Annotated in this window: 16 protein-coding genes; 9 read left to right on the top strand and 7 right to left on the bottom strand. The window is 55.1% G+C overall.

Annotation, left to right across the window (positions count from 1 at the left end):
• Positions 1-23: 23 nt before the first annotated feature.
• A complete protein-coding gene (locus tag EDB95_RS10360; protein ID WP_133993310.1) occupies positions 24-1,160 on the bottom strand; it encodes a hypothetical protein in 1,137 nt (378 codons plus the stop codon).
• Between the two features lie 259 nt (positions 1,161-1,419).
• The gene (locus tag EDB95_RS10355) at positions 1,420-1,764 is read right to left on the bottom strand and encodes a hypothetical protein (RefSeq protein WP_133993308.1); all 345 of its coding nucleotides are present in this window, start codon (positions 1,762-1,764) and stop codon (positions 1,420-1,422) included.
• Between the two features lie 79 nt (positions 1,765-1,843).
• Between EDB95_RS10355 and EDB95_RS10350 the strand changes: the two genes are divergently transcribed.
• The 3 genes from EDB95_RS10350 to EDB95_RS10340 are packed head-to-tail and all read left to right on the top strand — an operon-like array spanning position 1,844 to position 5,608.
• Positions 1,844-3,328 (top strand): alpha-amylase, encoded by a 1,485-nt coding sequence (locus EDB95_RS10350; RefSeq protein WP_133993306.1) that lies wholly within the window; start codon positions 1,844-1,846, stop codon positions 3,326-3,328.
• Positions 3,329-3,343: 15 nt separating this feature from the next.
• Complete coding sequence (locus EDB95_RS10345; protein WP_133993304.1) at positions 3,344-4,642, top strand: NAD(P)/FAD-dependent oxidoreductase; 1,299 nt, start codon at positions 3,344-3,346, stop codon at positions 4,640-4,642.
• Between the two features lie 15 nt (positions 4,643-4,657).
• Positions 4,658-5,608 (top strand): cation diffusion facilitator family transporter, encoded by a 951-nt coding sequence (locus tag EDB95_RS10340; RefSeq protein ID WP_133993302.1) that lies wholly within the window; start codon positions 4,658-4,660, stop codon positions 5,606-5,608.
• Here EDB95_RS10340 and EDB95_RS10335 read toward each other — a convergent pair.
• On the bottom strand, positions 5,605-6,993 hold the full coding sequence (locus EDB95_RS10335) for a hypothetical protein (protein WP_133993300.1): 1,389 nt from the start codon (positions 6,991-6,993) through the stop codon (positions 5,605-5,607). The genes EDB95_RS10340 and EDB95_RS10335 overlap by 4 nt on opposite strands.
• Before the next feature lie 188 nt (positions 6,994-7,181).
• Here EDB95_RS10335 and EDB95_RS10330 point away from each other — a divergent pair, with 188 nt between their 5' ends.
• Together EDB95_RS10330 and EDB95_RS10325 are read left to right on the top strand one after the other, a co-directional pair.
• Complete coding sequence (locus EDB95_RS10330; protein ID WP_162852543.1) at positions 7,182-8,741, top strand: gluconokinase; 1,560 nt, start codon at positions 7,182-7,184, stop codon at positions 8,739-8,741.
• A gap of 10 nt (positions 8,742-8,751) precedes the next feature.
• Positions 8,752-9,798 carry a tryptophan 2,3-dioxygenase family protein gene (locus tag EDB95_RS10325; protein WP_133993296.1) on the top strand — a complete coding sequence of 349 codons (1,047 nt, stop codon included), beginning with the start codon at positions 8,752-8,754 and terminating at the stop codon, positions 9,796-9,798.
• 355 nt (positions 9,799-10,153) lie between these two features.
• Here the strand turns inward: EDB95_RS10325 and EDB95_RS10320 are convergent, their stop codons facing one another.
• Positions 10,154-11,131 carry a hypothetical protein gene (locus EDB95_RS10320; protein WP_133993294.1) on the bottom strand — a complete coding sequence of 326 codons (978 nt, stop codon included), beginning with the start codon at positions 11,129-11,131 and terminating at the stop codon, positions 10,154-10,156.
• Positions 11,132-11,208: 77 nt separating this feature from the next.
• Here EDB95_RS10320 and EDB95_RS10315 point away from each other — a divergent pair, with 77 nt between their 5' ends.
• From EDB95_RS10315 to EDB95_RS10300, 4 genes are read left to right on the top strand one after another with little or no spacing between them, the layout of a single operon-like run.
• Positions 11,209-11,919: a 3'-5' exonuclease gene (locus EDB95_RS10315; RefSeq protein ID WP_133993292.1), complete on the top strand. Its 711-nt coding sequence runs from the start codon at positions 11,209-11,211 to the stop codon at positions 11,917-11,919.
• Entirely contained in the window at positions 11,916-12,914 is a 999-nt protein-coding gene (gene holA, locus EDB95_RS10310) for a DNA polymerase III subunit delta (protein ID WP_133993290.1), read from the top strand. The genes EDB95_RS10315 and holA overlap by 4 nt, the downstream gene beginning before the upstream one ends.
• 38 nt (positions 12,915-12,952) lie before the next feature.
• Entirely contained in the window at positions 12,953-14,341 is a 1,389-nt protein-coding gene (gene glmM / locus EDB95_RS10305) for a phosphoglucosamine mutase (RefSeq protein ID WP_133993288.1), read from the top strand.
• A 4-nt stretch (positions 14,342-14,345) separates the two neighbouring features.
• The gene (locus tag EDB95_RS10300; RefSeq protein WP_133993286.1) at positions 14,346-15,476 is read left to right on the top strand and encodes a cysteine desulfurase family protein; all 1,131 of its coding nucleotides are present in this window, start codon (positions 14,346-14,348) and stop codon (positions 15,474-15,476) included.
• Here EDB95_RS10300 and EDB95_RS10295 read toward each other — a convergent pair.
• Genes EDB95_RS10295 through EDB95_RS10285 form a run of 3 tightly spaced genes read right to left on the bottom strand, consistent with a single transcriptional unit; the run spans position 15,473 to position 17,875 of the window.
• Entirely contained in the window at positions 15,473-15,976 is a 504-nt protein-coding gene (locus EDB95_RS10295; protein ID WP_133993284.1) for a hypothetical protein, read from the bottom strand. The two genes, EDB95_RS10300 and EDB95_RS10295, sit on opposite strands and share 4 nt — an antisense overlap.
• Positions 15,973-17,088: an AAA family ATPase gene (locus EDB95_RS10290; RefSeq protein WP_133993283.1), complete on the bottom strand. Its 1,116-nt coding sequence runs from the start codon at positions 17,086-17,088 to the stop codon at positions 15,973-15,975. Before EDB95_RS10290 ends, EDB95_RS10295 begins: the two co-directional genes overlap by 4 nt.
• A gap of 37 nt (positions 17,089-17,125) precedes the next feature.
• A complete protein-coding gene (locus EDB95_RS10285; RefSeq protein WP_133993281.1) occupies positions 17,126-17,875 on the bottom strand; it encodes a DoxX family protein in 750 nt (249 codons plus the stop codon).

Genomic DNA, 17,875 nt, shown 5'->3' with positions numbered 1-17,875 from the left:
GGGCGCATCCGGACTTGGCAAGTTCAGACCCCCGGACGGGCGGGCTTCCAGGAGCCTTCCCTGAGTACAAGGTACTCCAGGAGCAGGAAGCGGTTATAGGCCGGACAACGGAACTCGTACTTCAAAAGGGGGCTATGGAGAAAAATCCTCCGGAAAGGGTTGGGCAGGTAGTCCGAAAAGCTGGCGTCGAAGAAGACGAAACCCGGGTCGTCGGGGTCTAGCCGGAGGGCACCGCCTTCGGGCCGCGCCCCCAGCCGCAACAGGGTCGTCCGCAACAGCACCTGGTCGAGCGGGTCCTTCGTTTGCGCCAGCACTGTTTGGGCCTGTGCGACGACCAGGGGCCTCAGGGAATCCAGACCGGGGACGGAAAAGGTCCCCAGAAGCCGGCCAATATGGTATAGGACCACCGGGCTACGGGCGTAGTGCGGGGAGGCGAAGGCAGGGTCCTTTACCGGTAGTCCCCGGGTGATCATGTCCCGGAGCAGACCGATCGTGGCGCTGTCGGCATGACCGAAGGCGAAATGGTTGTCACAAACCCAATACAGGACGTTACACAACACGGAAATATCATAATCCACCGGCATCTTTTTGCCAAACCAGGTGGAATAGGCTTCCCGCCGGCGGTAGCGCCGGTAGCCCCGGTAGGCCCTACGGCGGCTGCCCGCATGGGCCTCCATCAGGGCCTTGACCACCCGGACGCTGTCGTCGTGCCGCCCCATGGCCTCCAGGAAGATCACCGTATCGTCCAGGTCGTCCGGGAGGGCATGGGACCTGTCGAGCAGTTCCAGCCACCGGTCCTCCGGGAAGATCTGCGGAGGGTCCGTCTTCCAGAAGTTGTAGGTTAACCGGCCCGCACGGTTCCTGTAGGGCGCAAAGGCCCCCTGCATCCGGGCCAGGATGCTGTCGCAAAGCACGCCGTCCGCGCCCCGGAAATAAGGCCGGAGCTGGCGCAAGCCAAGCCCGATAAGACCGGTGAAAAAAATATTGTTATCCTGTCGCACCGCCCCGGGGCGTGAAAGGTGGACCCGGGTCGAGGGAAAAGCACCCGTTTGGTAAAAACCCCGTGTTTGCTGCTGTCGTCCCGCCATATCCGCCAGCAGGGCGCTGATCAACGCGGAATCGCCGGCGGGCCGGACAGGGGAGTGAAATAAACTGCACAAAAGTAAAAACGGGAACATAGGCCGGCCAAAGGGCCAAAGATAAAGCAAAATTCAGCCAAATCCCCGGCGCCATGGTCCCGGTAAAGGGACCCGGCCCGGCGGCACTGATGGTGATAGTTAGTTATCCTTGCGGCACAGTGGTGCGGAGAAAAAACGAACGATGGTGTAGCCAGCGGCCAGTAAACAGGAGGGAAATTTACGCCTTGTGGTCCTTGCAAACAATCCGTACAAAGACCGATTTTCGACAGGAGCGTCCCTTTTACTCCACAATCTGCTCGGGCCGGTTGCGAACCGGTATCCGGTGGATAAAGTCGTCAAAGGTGATGTCGTCCTCGTGGTTGCTGTAGATCCCGTAGGCATCGATGACGTAGCCCACCCTGCCTTCGCGGGTGCAGATGATGTACAGAACCGAGCTGTCGGAGGGATTGGACGCGCCTTCGAAACGGTAGGTCTTGATAATCTCCAGTTCGTCCGGAGCATAAAAGTGTTTTTCCTTGAGGAAAAAACCTTTTGGCGCGTGGTGGAACTCGTGGTCCCAACCTTTTTCATGAAGTTGCGCCATGACTTGTGACAAAGTGACCATATCTGTGGTAGCGGGGCTCATATAAGGTGCTTTCGTAGCATCGCTCAAAACGCGTACCATTTCTGGCCTCGTATTTGCATCCATTGAAAACCTAACGTATATGGCAAACAATATCACCTTGATGCAATTTTTCCATTGGTATTATCCCGCGGATGGCTCTCTCTGGAACTGGTTGACATACGAAGCCCATCACCTGGAAAAAGTCGGCATCAATGGCGTTTGGTTACCCCCTGCCTACAAGGGCCTCAGCGCCCACGACGTGGGCTATGCCCCGTATGATTTGTATGACCTGGGGGAATTCGATCAGAAGGGTACGATACGCACCAAATATGGCACACGCAAAGAATACCTGGAAGCCGTCAAAACGGCGCGCCGCCACCACATTTTGGTGCTTGCAGATGTGGTATTTAACCACAAAGCGGGGGCCGACGAGAAGGAACGCATCCCCGTACGGAAAGTAAACCCGGAGAACCGGAACGAATTTATCAGCGAGCGGTACGACATCGATGCCTATACCCGGTTTACTTTTCCCGGACGCAAAGGGAAGTACTCCAAATTTATCTGGGACTGGCATTGTTTCTCCGGGTTGGACCGGGCAGAGGATACAGGGGAAGAAGCCATCTTCAGCATCCAGAATGAATACGGGGAGCTTTGGGAGGAGATGATCGACGACGAGCTCGGCAACTACGACTACCTCATGTTCGACGACATCGAAACACGCAACCCTTCCGTCCGGGAAGAATTGAAAAAATGGGGGAAGTGGTACATGGAAACCGCCGGCCTGGACGGGTTCCGGCTCGACGCCGTCAAACACGTCAACGCGGATTTTCTCCGGGAATGGGCGGAGCGGATGCGTGCGGTTTCTTCGAAGCCCCTGCTCATCATCGGGGAATACTGGCAAACAGCCAGCAAGGATCCATTGGTCGCGTTTATCGAAAAAACCAGGCGGAGCATCCAATTGTTCGACGCGGTACTCCACATGAACTTTCACCAGGCCTCCAGGCAGGGGGAGACGTATGACCTGAGGACCATTTTTGACGGGAGTCTTGTCCAGCACGATCCGTTTATGGCCATCACCCTTGTCGACAACCACGACACCCAGCCTCTCCAGGCCCTGGAATCCCCGGTGGATTTCTGGTTCAAGCCACACGCATACGCCATGATCCTTCTCCGGGAGCAGGGGATTCCGTGTATTTTCTACCCGGCGTTTTACGGCGCAAAATACAAAGACAAGGGTGGAGACGGGGGGGAACACGAGATCAACCTGGCCCCCGTCGAAGAGCTCAAGACGCTCCTGCCGTTGCGTCGCCACAAGGCCTACGGATTCCAGCGGGACTACCTGGACCATCCGAATACGATCGGGTGGACACGGGAAGGAGACAATGAACACCCCGGTTCCGGTCTGGCCGTTTTGCTCAGCAACGGGGCGGAGGGTTTCAAACCCATGGAAATGGGTACCCGGCATTCAGGCAGGCCTTTCCGGGACGCCCTCGGTCACCGTTCGGAAGTCATCACGGTCGATGAGCACGGCTGGGCGCAGTTCCTGTGCAACGCGGGGTCGGTTTCCGTCTGGGTGCCGGTATAGTCTTATCTTTGCACCATGGAAGAACCCAAACACCTGGTGATCGTGGGTGGGGGCTTTGCCGGACTAAAACTGGCCCGGTCGCTCAGCAACCACCCAGCGTATAGGATCACCCTGATCGACCGGCACAACTTTCACCAGTTCCAGCCCTTGTTTTACCAGGTGGCCACGGCCAGCCTGGAAGCCAGCAGCATTTCTTTCCCCTTGCGTAAAACGTTCCAGGGAAGCAGGAATGTGCGCATCCGCATCGCCGAGCTGTTCAGTGTCGACGCCGGCCGTTCGACGATCCAGACCAGCGCGGGCCCGATCGCGTACGACTACCTGGTCCTGGCCATGGGCGCGGACACCAATTATTTCGGCAACAAAGACGTCCAGCAGTACGCGTTCCCGATGAAGACGACCATGGAAGCCATGGCCCTCCGCAACCGCATCGTGGAGAACCTGGAAGCCGCGGCCAGCGCCCCGGACGAGGCGACCCGCCAGCGCCACCTGAATGTCGTCGTGGTGGGGGGCGGTCCGACGGGTGTCGAGCTGAGCGGCGCCATTGCGGAGATGAAGCGCTTTATCCTCCCCAAGGACTATCCCGAGCTTGACCTCAGCAAGATGCACATCTACCTGGTGGAAAATTCCCCGTATGTCCTGAACGCCATGAGTCCCGCTGCCAAAGAAAAGGCCCGGGCCTATCTTACCAGGATGGGGGTAGAGGTCATGACCGGCACCGCCGTCAAGGACTACGACGGCACGCAGGCGATCCTTAAGGACGGGAGCAGCATTCCCACCGCCCTGGTGATTTGGGCGGCCGGTGTCCGTGGGAACGTACCCAAGGGCATATCCCCTGACGACGTCACGCCCCAAAACCGGATCCGGGTAGACGCGACCGGTAGGATCGCGAGCGGAGAAAATATATTTGTGCTGGGCGATCTCTCCTACCAGGAGAACGCCGAGTTTCCAAAGGGCATGCCCCAACTGGCCAACATCGCCATCGCCCAGGCGGCATTTATGGCCGGGAACTTTAAACGGCTGGCCAAAGGAAAAGCGTTCGAACCCTTTCACTTCAAGTTCCAGGGTTCCATGGCCACCGTGGGCCGCAACAAGGCCGTGGTAGACCTGAATTCGCCAAAAATCAGCTTCCAGGGCCTTTTTGCCTGGCTGGTGTGGATGTCCGTTCACCTTTTTTTGCTCATGGGTTTCAAAAATCGCCTTCTGGTCTTTATCAATTGGGCGTATAAGTATGTTACATTTGACAATTCCCTGAGACTGATCTATACCCGGCCGCCCTACCCTATCCAGGTGGAGGAGACCGAGGCGGTCTCATAACCAAATATCCGGAACATGCACGATCACGATCATCACGATCACGACCATGACCACGATCACGACCACGGCTTTGGCCTGGGTCACCACCACCACGAAGTGGACCTCACCCAGGTGAATACCACCTTTATTCTTGGCATCATTCTAAATATCGCCTTCGTGATCGTTGAAGGCGCTATCGGTATCTGGAAACACGCCCTGTCCCTCCAGGCGGACGCCTGGCATAACTTAGGCGACGTCGCGGGCCTGGCGTTGTCCCTGCTCGCCTTTCGCGTGGCCAGGATGAAGTCCAACCAGCATTTTACCTATGGTTACCGGAAGAGCACGATCCTGGCCTCTTTAGCCAACGCCATCCTGCTCCTCATCGCCGTGGGGGTGATCGGGTACGAAGCGGTCAACCGGCTCATGGTACCCCAACCCACCGAAGGCGCGGCCATGGCGTGGGTCGCGGCGGCCGGCATCCTCGTCAACGGGTTTACGGCCTGGCTTTTTATGAAGGGGAAAGATAAGGAACTCAATATGAGAGGCGCCTATCTGCACATGGCCTCCGACGCCGTGGTATCCCTGGGCGTCGTGATCGCGGGTATCGTCATTTCCTTTACGGGCTGGTTCTGGCTCGACCCCCTCATCAGCCTGGGCATCATGGTGGTCATCGTACTGGGTACGTGGAGCCTGCTCAGAGACAGCCTCCGGCTCTCCCTGGACGGGGTGCCTTCCGGTATCAACCTTGACAAGATCCGCGCGGCCGCCCTGCACATCCCGGGCATCCGGGACATCCACCACATCCACGTCTGGGCGATGGATACCACCACCAACGCGCTGACCGCCCACCTCGTCGTCGATGCGGCATTGGGCGAACAAGGCCTTGTCAAGGTCAAGCACACGCTCCGGCACGACCTCGAACACCTCAACATCCAGCACGTAACGCTGGAGACGGAGACGAGGAATTGCGAAGTAGAGGACTGTTAACGGATCACACTAAAAGGTACCGGTTTTAATTTCATTTGGCTGCCGGCGAACAAAAGCCGGTACATCCCCGACGCCAGAGACGGCAGCAACAGGGCTGTATTGGATGCTCCCTGGACCAATTGGGCCTGCGTGTGCAAGACGATCCTGCCCGTCATGTCGATCACGAGCCACTCCCCTGTCTGGGTCGTTTGCATATTGCTCACGATATTGAGCGTGCTCCCCCTGACCAGATTGGGCTGGATGGCGATGGTATTGCCGCTCGCCGCCTTTTCCCCCTGATAGTCCGCTTCCACCACCTCGGAATAGGTATACGTACCGTCTTCGTTGTCGACCCTCAACCGGAACCAGGTCTTACCCTGGAGAACGGTGGGATAGGTATAGGTCGACGCCTCATGGTGGGCGGTCACCGTTGCCAGGGAATTGAATGTCTTGCCATCGGTGCTGTATTCTACGTCGAAGTCTTTCACCGCGTCTTCCATGGACGTCGTCCAGGTCAGCGTGCACGCATTCCCCAAACCCGTTTCGGCCGTAAAGCTGACGAGTGTCACGGGAAGGACGATGGTGTTGCAATTGGCGTCGACCGTGGCTTTTCCGGGGTCGGCGCCCGTGTTATTGATCCCGGTGGCCTCGCAAAGCACGACATTGCTCGTATTGGTGAGCTTGTTTAAATTGGTATTGATATATTTCTTGATCGTAAATCCCGCGTTGTTGTACCCGCCGTCTGACGTGACCGTGACCTTGTTGTTCCCCCCGTCCGCATACAGCGAATCCGTGACCACGTCCGAACCACCCCCGAGACAGTCGCTCCCCGTGAACAGGTATTGACCACCCACCGTCAGGGTGCCGTTATTGTCCATAGACCCGAACGTCGTGAGGTCACCCGCTACCGTAAAGGTCGAGGTCGTGTTGACGTTGTATAAACCGTCCGAACCGGTATTGAAGGTGAGGGAAGAGGTGGTCGAGAATGTACCGTAGTTCCAGACATTGCCGTTGACGGAGATGTTTGAATAAGTGGAGGCCCCGTTGATCGCAAACGTACCGTAGTTAACGACATCGGCCTGGAGGTAATTGTTCGCGGCGTCGCTATAGGTGACGGATCCACCCGCCAGAACGATGATGGTACCTCCCCCCAGGGTGGAGGCCGAGATGGTCAGGTTGCCGCACACGACAAGGGTACCGCCCCACATCGTGACGTTGGTCACCGAGCCCGTCCCGCTAAAGTAATAGGTACCGCTGACCGTTGCATTGGTCGTCAGGGGCGTTTCACCGGCGCCGCCACAAGCCGGAGATGCGATGGGAGAAGGAATGGTACACTGTGCGCTCGTACGGATAGGGAACGACAGGGACACGAAAATGATGCAAACAAGCCAAAAGCCAGTTTTCATAGATAAGGTAGTTTATAAGGCTCTACCCCAAACATGGCTGTGGCAAGTGGACACAGCATTTGTGCGTTTAGAAGTAAGCGGCACAAATATACAAGTATACCTTTTACATAACTGGATAATCTGATATGTTTTACCAATTGTTAACGTGTTTGCAAATCCTTACTTTGCGGACCGTTAACCCCTTTTTCATGGACTTCTTCGTCGGCCTGGACATCGGCACCTCTTCCGTAAAAGCGCTCGCCCTGGGCCCTTCCGGCGAAGCGCTGGGGGTGCGCAAAAAGCCCTATCCCGTCCAAACCGATCCATCGGGCCGGCACGAGGAGGATCCCGAGACCATTGTCCAGGCGACCCTGTCGGTCCTTCGAACCTTGTTGGACGACCTGGCCGGACCGGGTTCGCCTGGCCGCCACCTGGCCTCGCCGGACGCCCCGGCCCGCCGGCCGGTCTGCATCGCGCTGAGCGCCGCCATGCACGGCCTTATCGCCCTGGACGAGGAAGGGCGCCCCCTGACACCCCTGATCACCTGGGCCGATACACGGGCCGCCGCAGAGGCCGCCGCCTTTAAAGGCACCCCCGCCGCCCGCGACATCTACCGGCTAACGGGTACGCCTATCCACCCCATGTCTCCCCTTATCAAGCTGCGCTGGCTCAGGACAGCCAGGCCGGACCTGTTTGCAAAAGCGGCCACCTTCGTCTCGATCAAGGAATATCTATGGTTCCGGCTTTTCGGGGTCTTTGAGGTCGACCGCTCCATTGCGTCCGCCACCGGTCTTTTCGATACACAGGCCGGCCGCTGGTACCCACCTGCGCTCGAAGCGGCGGGGATTACCCCGGACCGGCTTTCCAAACCCGTGCCCGTTACCCACCAACGGTCCTGCACCCTGCCGGGTCTGGAGGTCCCCTTTGTCATCGGGGCCGGCGACGGCTGCCTGGCCAACTTGGGTTCGGGGGTGATCGCGCCCGGCGAAGCCTCGGTGACCATCGGTACCAGCGGGGCCGTTCGCGTAGTGACGAACCGCTGGCAGCCGGATCCGGAGGAGCGGCTTTTCCAGTACTGGCTGTCCGAGGGGATGTTCGTCCGGGGTGGGGCCAGCAATAATGGGGGGAACGTCTTGGACTGGTTCGCGGGCATCGCGAACTGGGGGGGTGCGGCCACGCCGGGGCAGGCGGCGCCCGCCGCGACCGGGCCGGGGCAGGCGGCGCGCCCGGAGACTTCAGCACTGGACCAGGCGCTCGACGAAGCATTTGCCCTCCCGAAGGAATCCGAGGGACTTTTATTTTTGCCGTACCTGTACGGCGAACGCGCCCCCATCTGGGACGCCGCCGCCAGGGGCGCTTTTATAGGGCTCCGTTCCTACCACAAGAGCCCCCACCTGCTCAGGGCCGTCACCGAGGGCATTGGCTACGCCCTTTATGATACCTTCCGCCTCCTCGATGCAGAAGCGCCCATCCATACCGTTTATGCCAGCGGGGGCTTTACTCAAAACGAGGCCTGGGTCCAACAACTTGCCGATACCTTTGGGAAAACCGTCCGCCTGACCGATGAGGCCGATGCCTCCGCCACCGGCGCCGTGTTCCTGGGGATGCTCGCTACCGGAGCGCTGTCCAAGCTATCCGATGTGAAAAGACACATCCTGGAGGGCAAGACCTACGCACCCCGGCCCGAAAGACACGCCTATCATCAGAGATACTATACGCTCTACCGGGAACTGTATCCCGCCCTGAGCAAGACTTTTCATCAACTGTAAATCGATTGCCATGCAGCATCCTTCCCTGTACTATCACGACTACCTGGAGCTCGACAAAGTCCTCGACAGCCAGCATCCCCGCAGCTTTGCGCCCGGCCAGCAACCCGCTCACGACGAAATGCTGTTTATCATTATCCACCAGGCATACGAGCTTTGGTTCAAACAGATTCAGTTCGAGCTGGATTTTGTACAGGATGTCTTCGGGCAAACGCACATCAACGACAACGACGAGGACCTGAACCTGGTCCGGCACCGGCTGCACCGCATCATCCGCATCCTGGAGTTGCTCAACCAGCAGATCACCCTTCTGGATACCATGACGCCCCTGGACTTCCTGGAATTCCGGAACCTGCTGACCCCTTCCTCCGGTTTTCAAAGCCTGCAATTCCGGCTGATCGAGGCCCGGCTGGGGCTGCGCATGGAGGAGCGTCACCAGCGCGACTATTACAAACGCACCAACGAAGGCGGCTTTTCCACCGCCCACTACCAGACCCTCCACCAGACCGAGTCCGGGGAGAGCCTGCTCCACCAGGTCAACCGGTGGCTGGAGCGGATGCCCTTTTTCAAAATGGAATACTGGGGCTCCTATGGAGCAACTGAGGGGTCGGGTCACCCCTTCTGGAACGACTACGCCACCCTCTACCGGCAAAGCCTGACCGAAAAGGAAGCGGGGAAGTGGGAGGACTTCAAAGCCTTCTTTTTCCCAACGGGAGCGCACTCGACCTCCCTTTCGCCGGAAGCCCTCCGGTCGGCCCTTTTCATCATGCTTTTCCGCGACTTTCCGGTTTTTCAAACCTCCTACCAGGTCCTCGACGCCCTGATCGAAATCGACCACTGGATGGCCGGCTGGAGACACAAACACCTGACCATGGTCCGCCGCATGATCGGCATGCGCGTGGGCACCGGCAATACGACCGGCGCGGGTTACCTCGAAGGCGCGCTCACCGGACACTACGTCTACCGCGACCTGGCGGCGCTCTCTACGTATCTCATCGAACGGCGGAAGCTCCCGCACCTGCCCATCGAGCTCATCCGGCATCTGAGCTTCAATACTTGAACTCCCGACCACCCGGTTACTTGATTACCCGACCACCCAACGCACCGAAATCGCGGGCGGGTTGCGGGACCGCAAAGGGGTGTGTCTTTTTCCCTCTTTTCCGTAGGATTTAAACACGCATTGCAGGCCTTAATCCTACGGAAAAGAGGGAAAAAGACACACCCCTTTGCTGAGACACACGCGAGTCCGTTGTTCTGACCGATGAGACACACGCGAGTCCGTTGTACCGACCGATAAGGTGACCCAAAAAAGAATAAAAAAGCAAAAGCCCCGGGAGTTCCGGGGCCTCTGACAGGTATTAATAATAGGTCGGCAATAATAGACAACTGTGGGATAGGATATGGAATATCCGGGACTAACCGAAGATCCCGCCTTTGCGGAGGGCTACGGTCCCTGCCCCGATTTTGAATCCGTTATTGTAGATCTCGATCTTGTACTGACCCTTCGTGAATTTGGCGTTTTGTTTCCAGGTGACTTCGACGGGCAATACCTGGCCCTGTACGTAGTCAACGGATTTCTTCACGGTGTACACCTTGTCCCCGGTATCGCGGGTGGTAAAGGTTCCGGAACCCATGGCCTGAATAGACACCGGCTGACCGGCGGGGTCGGTGATACAGATATAGAGATCCTTGCTACCGGTCTCTGCGATCCGGTTTTCATCCAGCTGGAAGGTTACTTTCAGGGCGTTGGCGCGTTTGGCGCTGGTCGTTTCCTTCACCTTGCCATCGGATTTCTCGTCGACCGCCATGATGGCGATATTGGAGGCGTGAAGTGTGGAGCCTACGTCTTGCAGGTTATTTTTAACCACGTTTACAGAGTCGTAGGTGTGCTGTACCTGGTCGCGTTGAGCGGTGACGGTCGCTTTGTCCTGGGTCAGCTGGAGGTTTTCGCCTTTCAGCCTTTCGATCTCGGCGATATACCCATCGATCTGGCCGTTCAGTTTGGCGATCAGGTTACGGGCTTCGGCGAGTTCCGCGGCCGTTGCGTGTTGCTTGGAGAGGATCGACTTTACGCGGGATTTCATGGAAGAGATGTCCGCGTCGTCCCTTTTCAGGAGGCTGTCCAACTTGGCGTTCTTGCCGGTCATTTCGTCCAAACGGGCGTTGGCCTCGTTGAACTGTTCCTGGATAGCGCTCTTGGAAGAATCGGCCTGCACGATTTGTGCTTGCGTCTGGGCGATTTGTTCACCGGTCTTGGACTTATCATAGATGATATATCCCCAAGTGCCGAGCAATGCGACGATGGAGGCGCCGAGAATGATCGCCTTGTAATCCTTCTTATTTTTAGGTTGTTGAGGAGTAGGCGATGCAGAGGGGGCATTTGAATACGTCATAACCGTTGGTTTTTAATTGAACAAAATTTGCTTTATTCTATATATTATTGGAAAATAATTATTCACAAACTGCGCCCATGAACGACGCGTTATTTATTGATATAGAGACAGTTCCGGCACAACCCACGTTTGATCTTCTTTCCCCGGAATGGCAATCGCTCTGGGTAGCCAAACTTTCCAAAACCATGCCAGAAAATGGAGAACCCGGGGAAACATACCTCCAACGGGCGGGGATCATGGCGGAATTCGGTCGGATCGTTTGCATAGCAGTAGGCTATTTTTCGGAAGATAAAACGACCCGGAAGACACAGTTTAAAGTCAAGCCCATCGCCGGTTCCGACGAAAAAGGGCTGCTCCAGGAGTGGGTCCGGACCGTGGACCGGTTCGCCGGGGTTTTCCCCGCCTTCCGGTTTGTCGGGCACAATATAAAAGAATTTGATATACCCTATATTTGCCGGCGCCTGATGGCCCTGGGGCTTCCGCTTCCGAAATACCTTCAGATCAGCGGGATGAAGCCATGGGAGACCAACATGGTGGACACCATGCACCAGTGGCGCTTTGGCGATACCCGGCACTACGTTTCCCTGGACCTTCTCGCCCACACCCTGGGCATCCCCACACCCAAGGACGATATCGACGGAAGCCAGGTGCAGCGGGTGTTTTACGAGGACGGCGACCTGGAACGGATAAAGATCTACTGCGCCAAGGATGTGGTGACGACGGCCCGGGTCATGCAACGCTTCCGCGGACAGGAACCGCTAAAAGACGAAGATATTGTCATAGTATGAGTACATCGAAGATCATAGGAGATTGGCAAAAAAAATTGTTCAAGCCGGTGTACTGGCTGGAAGGAGAAGAGGATTATTTTATCGACGAAGTGGTGGCCTACGCGGAAAACCATATCCTCACGGAGGCGGAAGCCGGTTTTAACCTGACCGTTTTTTATGGAAAGGATGCCGATTGGACGGCCGTCATCAACGCCTGCCGCCGCTATCCGATGTTTGCGGAGCGCCAGGTGGTCCTGCTCAAGGAAGCCCAGCAGATGCGGGACATCGACAAGCTCGAAGCCTATATCGAGCACCCCCAGCCTTCTACGGTCTTCGTCGTTTCTTACAAGGAAAAAAAAGTGGACGGCCGCAGCCGCCTCGCCAAGGTCCTCAAGGAAAAAGGAGAACTGCTCACTACCAAAAAGCTATACGACAATCAGCTCCCGGAATGGGCGATGGAAGTCATCCGCCGGAAGGGTTTTACCATCACGCCCAAAGGCCTGAACCTCCTGGTCGAACACATCGGCAACGACCTGGCGCGTATCGCCAGCGAGATCGACAAGCTTTCGGTGAATGTGGGCCAGGGCCGGGAAATCACGGAGGACGATATAGAAAATTACGTCGGTATTTCCAAGGAGTATAACGTCTTCGAGCTCCAGAATGCGTTGGCCCGGAAGGACCTTGCCGGTTGTATCCGGATCATCCAGTATTTCGACGCCAACCCCAAGGCGGGTCCCATACAGATGGTGCTGCCGGCCTTGTATAATTTTTTTGCAAAAGTCTACCAGTTGTTCGGGCTCAACGGGGCCGCGGACAAGGATATAGCCACCGCGCTGGGCGTAAACCCCTTTTTCATCAAGGACTACAAGGCGGCATCCCGGTTATACGGGTACGACGGGGTGGAGCGGGTATTGCTTTTGCTTCACCAATATAACCTGAAAAGCCTGGGGATCGGGGCCACGGGGGTGGAGGACGGCTCCCTGATGAAAGAAATGGTCTTTCGGATGATCGCTTAAAAAAAGGTATATTTGCCGCTCCTAAACAATAGTATTGCATGGCTTTGATCAAATCGATCTCTGGAATCAGGGGCACTATTGGAGGCAAACCTGGAGAAACACTGTCCCCGCTGGATGTCGTCAAATTCACCGCGGGTTTTGGTACCTGGCTGATGGAACAGTATCCCACCAATAAAAAGGTGGTGATCGGGCGGGACGGCCGCATCAGCGGGGAAATGGTTCGCAGCCTCGTCGTATCCACACTCAACGCCCTCGGGCTGGATGTGGTCGACCTCGGCCTCAGCACCACCCCCACCGTCGAAATGGCGGTGGTTTGGGAAAAAGCCGCGGGGGGAATCATCCTGACGGCCAGCCACAATCCCAAAGACTGGAACGCCCTGAAGTTGCTCAACCACGAAGGGGAATTCATCAGCGCAGAAGCCGGGGCCAAGGTCCTGGACTATGCGGATAAAGAAGCCTTTTCTTTTGTGGGTGTCGACAAGCTGGGCACCTGCCAGGTCAACGATACCTACCTGCAACGCCACATCGACGCCGTGACGGGTTATGCGCTCGTCGACGTCAAGGCGATCCATAAACGCAAGTTCAAGGTCGTCGTGGACGCCGTCAACAGCACCGGCGCGATCTTCGTACCGGCCCTGCTCAAGGCTCTGGGCGTGGAAGATATCGTCGTCCTCAACGGCGAAGTGACCGGTAAGTTTGCCCACAACCCGGAACCCCTCCCCGAAAACCTCGTGGAACTTTCCCGGGAAGTCAATAAACACCATGCAGACCTGGGGATCGCCGTGGATCCCGACGTGGACCGGCTTTGCTTCGTCTGTGAAGACGGCAGCATGTTCGGTGAAGAATATACGCTCGTCGCCGTGGCCGACTATATCCTCAGCAAACGCCCGGGCAATACGGTGTCCAATATGTCCTCTACCAAGGCGCTCAAGGAGGTGACGTTAAAACATGGCGGCCAGTACTTCCCCAGCGCGGTCGGTGAGGTGAATGTGGTCAGGAAAATGAAGGAAGTCGACGCGGTCATCGGGGGTGAAGGAAACGGCGGGATCATCGTTCCCGACCTGCACTACGGCCGGGATGCCTTGATCGGCATCGGTCTTTTCCTGAGCCACCTGGCCCACCACAAAAAAAGCATCAAAAACCTCCGCGCCCAGTATCCCGACTATTTCATTTCGAAGAACAAAATAGAGCTCGAACCCCACGTGGACACCCATGCTATCTTTTCCAAGATCGGGAACAAGTACAAAAACAACCCGGTCAACACCGAAGACGGGCTCAAAATCGAATTCGAAAACGACTGGGTACACCTGCGTCCTTCCAACACCGAACCCATCATCCGTATATACGCCGAGAGTGACTTCGAGACAAAGGCGAACAACATTGCGCAGCGCCTGATGCAGGACATAAGGGAAGTCATGAATGAATAAGACCATGCAGCAGAGAATATATTTCGACAACGCGGCCACCACGTCCCTGGACCAGGAAGTGCTGGAGGCCATGATGCCTTACCTCACGGAAAAATTCGGTAATCCATCCTCCATCTATTCCTACGGCCGTGAAAGCCGGCTGGCCATTGAAAACGCCCGTAAGTCGGTCGCCAAGATCCTCAACGCGCACCCGGCGGAGATCTTTTTTACCAGCTGTGGCACGGAGGCCAGCAACACGGCCATCACCGCCAGCGTTCGCGACCTCGGCTGTACCCACATCATCAGCTCTCCTATTGAACACCACGCCACCCTGCATACCGTAGAATACCTCCACCATAACGGAGAGGCTTCGCTCAGCTACGTGCAGTTGTTGCCCAACGGCCACGTCGACCTCGAAAACCTCGAACAGCTCCTGGCCGAAACCGAAGGCAAAACGCTGGTGACGCTGATGCACGCCAACAACGAGATCGGCAACCTCCTGGACGTACATGCGGTCGGCAACCTCTGCAAGATGTACGGCGCCATTTTCCATTGCGATACCGTGCAGACCGTGGGCCACTACCCCTTCGACCTGCGCAATACCCCCGTCCACTTCATCAGCGCTTCCGCCCACAAATTCCACGGCCCCAAAGGTGTCGGGATGCTCTATATCAACGAGAACGTCAAGATCAAGCCCTTCATAAACGGCGGCTCCCAGGAACGCAACATGCGCGCCGGCACGGAGAACCTTTACGGCATCGTCGGTTTTGCGCGCGCCCTGGAGCTGGCCACGGCCCATTACGAGGCCGACAGCGCGGCGGTGAAATCGCTCAAGCTCTACATGATGGAGCAGCTTAAAAAGAACATCCGCGGGGTGTCCTTCAACGGCGACCCCATCGGGAACAGCCTTTATACCGTTCTTTCCGTCTCATTCCCCAAAACGGAGAAGTCGGAAATGATCCTCTTCAACCTCGACATGGCGGGGATTTGCGCTTCCGGCGGCAGCGCCTGCACATCCGGGGCGGACCAGGGATCGCACGTGATCCGGGCGATCAACAATAATCCGAACCAGGTGACCGTGCGGTTTTCTTTTTCCAAGGGGAATACGAAGACGGAGGTGGATACGGTGGTGTCTAAGTTGAAGGAACTGATCTAGCCCCGTGTCGGGCGAAATCCCCTTTCTAAAACAAAGTCCTTGATCTCCACGATTTCGGGTGGTTTTGCTTGAACAAGTGTATTCAGGAGGTTTTTGAAGTCGTTATTTTTTAATACTGCCGTCTGTTTAGTGAATGGAAGGAAGGCCTCGAACGTATTTGGTACGCGTTGCGGCCAATTATTGATATATTTAACACACAAATCAAATAAAAACTTGTCCATAGCCGGTCTTACAACAACCAGATATCGATTTTTATCGACATGTTTGTAGAAACCCACACTCCCCATCTCTTTCACGCTCTCAAACTGTTTGAAATACAGCGGTTTCTTTTTGTCGTTGTCGATAAACCCAATTACATTTTCCTTGGTGGGTGCCCTTTCTAATATCGCTAGAACACCAGCAATACTTGACGCATGATTGGGTTCTTTAAAACCAATGGCTTCGACAAATACCGTATCGACATTACATTCCGGTATCAGATTCGGGTATTTTACCATCACCTTGAAGAATCAATATTAAAAAAGACATCCACACCACTTCCCCAAATGAGATCGAGCTCCTTTTGAGATAACTTTTTAATTTTGGTTTGATAGTCTTCAAAATAAACCTGAAAAAAACAAATGTCTTTGTAGGTTATTGAATCTTCCACCATACTACTAAAGAAGTATGGACTATGTGTTGTTATAAAATAGGTATTGTGCTTGTCGGCTTTAATTAACTCAGAAAGTTCCTTTATATATGGCGGGAAAGAATGTGCTTCCGGCTCTTCAAAAAGGATAACGCTTCCAGAATTTGAATAAATAGCGGCGATATTAAAAAGCATTCGCCTTAAAGTATCTGGAGTTAGTTCAAATGGTATTTTGTAGGCGATTCCGTTCTCAATTCTTTGAACCTCAAATGTTCTAGTATTGAAATCCATTAAAAAATCAAGGCCATATTCATCAAAGAAAGGCTTGATCCAATCTCTGATTTCAGATCTCTCCCTAACGATAGAATACAAATTTTCTCCATGCTGTTTCAAATAACGTGAGAAGTTTTCTCCATAGGAATGACCATCTTTAAAATCATATTTACGGACAGGGTTTTCAATATGGATTGCGCCTTTTCCAGTTGATAATGTGCTTCCATCGGCGTTAAGCATTGCCATTTTGGAAGCGAACTGTCCCTTGTATTTTTTTGGTCGACCTATATGTTCTGATAGTTCAAACTCGTAGGCTATTGAACTGGACGGTTCATTTAGACTATAATTCTGCGCATCGGTCGATTCGTTTGGATTAATAGCCTGAATGAATGTATTCAAGTCCCGATCAAACATTAACTTAGCAACTTCATCGCCAAATTTCACAGTAACATTTTTGGACGTATCCGTGTCATAAAATAATTGATTCAACGATTTATATCTAATAGTTGATGGTCTATCTGGAGTTCCCCTTTCAATAAAATTGAATAATGTCATTGCCTCCAAAAGATTGGATTTGCCACTATTGGGTTTTCCAATAAAAATATTTATCCTGGAGGTCTCTAGTCTTATATGCTTAATTGACTTGAAATTCGTTATTTCAAGCGGGGTTAATTTCGCGTTTTGTGCTACCGATTTCCGTGATTGGGCCATGAACCAAATAGTTTATTTCGGAATACGTAAAGATAGCTCATTTTTGCCCCTTTAGAATATTACCCTCACCGACGCCCTTCCCTGATTCACCGTGTTCCCTTTCCCTAACGATCATGAAAGCGGTCCCGCCATACGCCAACGCCAGAAACGCGCTCGCGATTTCGCCATCCATGACGGCAGGTCCGGCGGTGATCACCCTGGGGATATGGAGGATCACAAACCACGTCAGGATCATCGCGCCCAAAAGGGTCGCCATTAGCCGGGTCTTGAATTGCACGAGTATCGCAAGCCCGAAGCCCATCAACGCCCCGCCGGTGACATACAACCAGAACACGTGACCGGGTATCCATGCGGGAACATAATCAGCCGCCTCGTGTGCGTAGAGAAAATGATCGACGGCGAAGCTGATGATCGTTAAGGCGAATAGGATGGTTCCCACACGCCTCCACTTCCCCCCGGCGATCACCAAAGCGCCGGCGGCCAATGCCAGCTCCTTTGCGGCATTCTCCCCATCCCCAAAGTGCTTGTAATGGGGAGAAACGGTAAGGAATAAACAGAAAACCGCCAGCAACGCGAGGCCCAACAGCAGGGGTATCCAGCCATATTTTTTCCAAAAAACAATACTTACCCCTGCCAGCACCATCAATGCGCCCGACACATACACGAGACCCACAGGACAGGTATATTGCGGGGGGATCAGCATATAGGGGAAACCGGCATACCAGATGGTCAGCAACCCCATCACGGCAATCGATATGCCATAGAAAATGCGGCCTATATTTTTCAT

This window comes from Dinghuibacter silviterrae (assembly GCF_004366355.1).
Lineage (GTDB): Bacteria > Bacteroidota > Bacteroidia > Chitinophagales > Chitinophagaceae > Dinghuibacter > Dinghuibacter silviterrae.
This window is presented reverse-complemented; position numbering and strand designations above follow the sequence as displayed.

Bases quoted from the DNA above. Each gene is read 5' to 3' on its own strand.
- EDB95_RS10355 (WP_133993308.1), bottom strand. From the start codon at position 1,764: ATGAGCCCCGCTACCACAGATATGGTCACTTTGTCACAAGTCATGGCG.
- EDB95_RS10350 (WP_133993306.1), top strand. From the start codon at position 1,844: ATGGCAAACAATATCACCTTGATGCAATTTTTCCATTGGTATTATCCC.
- EDB95_RS10345 (WP_133993304.1), top strand. From the start codon at position 3,344: ATGGAAGAACCCAAACACCTGGTGATCGTGGGTGGGGGCTTTGCCGGA.
- EDB95_RS10340 (WP_133993302.1), top strand. From the start codon at position 4,658: ATGCACGATCACGATCATCACGATCACGACCATGACCACGATCACGAC.
- EDB95_RS10335 (WP_133993300.1), bottom strand. From the start codon at position 6,993: ATGAAAACTGGCTTTTGGCTTGTTTGCATCATTTTCGTGTCCCTGTCG.
- EDB95_RS10330 (WP_162852543.1), top strand. From the start codon at position 7,182: ATGGACTTCTTCGTCGGCCTGGACATCGGCACCTCTTCCGTAAAAGCG.
- EDB95_RS10325 (WP_133993296.1), top strand. From the start codon at position 8,752: ATGCAGCATCCTTCCCTGTACTATCACGACTACCTGGAGCTCGACAAA.
- EDB95_RS10320 (WP_133993294.1), bottom strand. From the start codon at position 11,131: ATGACGTATTCAAATGCCCCCTCTGCATCGCCTACTCCTCAACAACCT.
- EDB95_RS10315 (WP_133993292.1), top strand. From the start codon at position 11,209: ATGAACGACGCGTTATTTATTGATATAGAGACAGTTCCGGCACAACCC.
- holA (WP_133993290.1), top strand. From the start codon at position 11,916: ATGAGTACATCGAAGATCATAGGAGATTGGCAAAAAAAATTGTTCAAG.
- glmM (WP_133993288.1), top strand. From the start codon at position 12,953: ATGGCTTTGATCAAATCGATCTCTGGAATCAGGGGCACTATTGGAGGC.
- EDB95_RS10300 (WP_133993286.1), top strand. From the start codon at position 14,346: ATGCAGCAGAGAATATATTTCGACAACGCGGCCACCACGTCCCTGGAC.
- EDB95_RS10290 (WP_133993283.1), bottom strand. From the start codon at position 17,088: ATGGCCCAATCACGGAAATCGGTAGCACAAAACGCGAAATTAACCCCG.
- EDB95_RS10285 (WP_133993281.1), bottom strand. From the start codon at position 17,875: ATGAAAAATATAGGCCGCATTTTCTATGGCATATCGATTGCCGTGATG.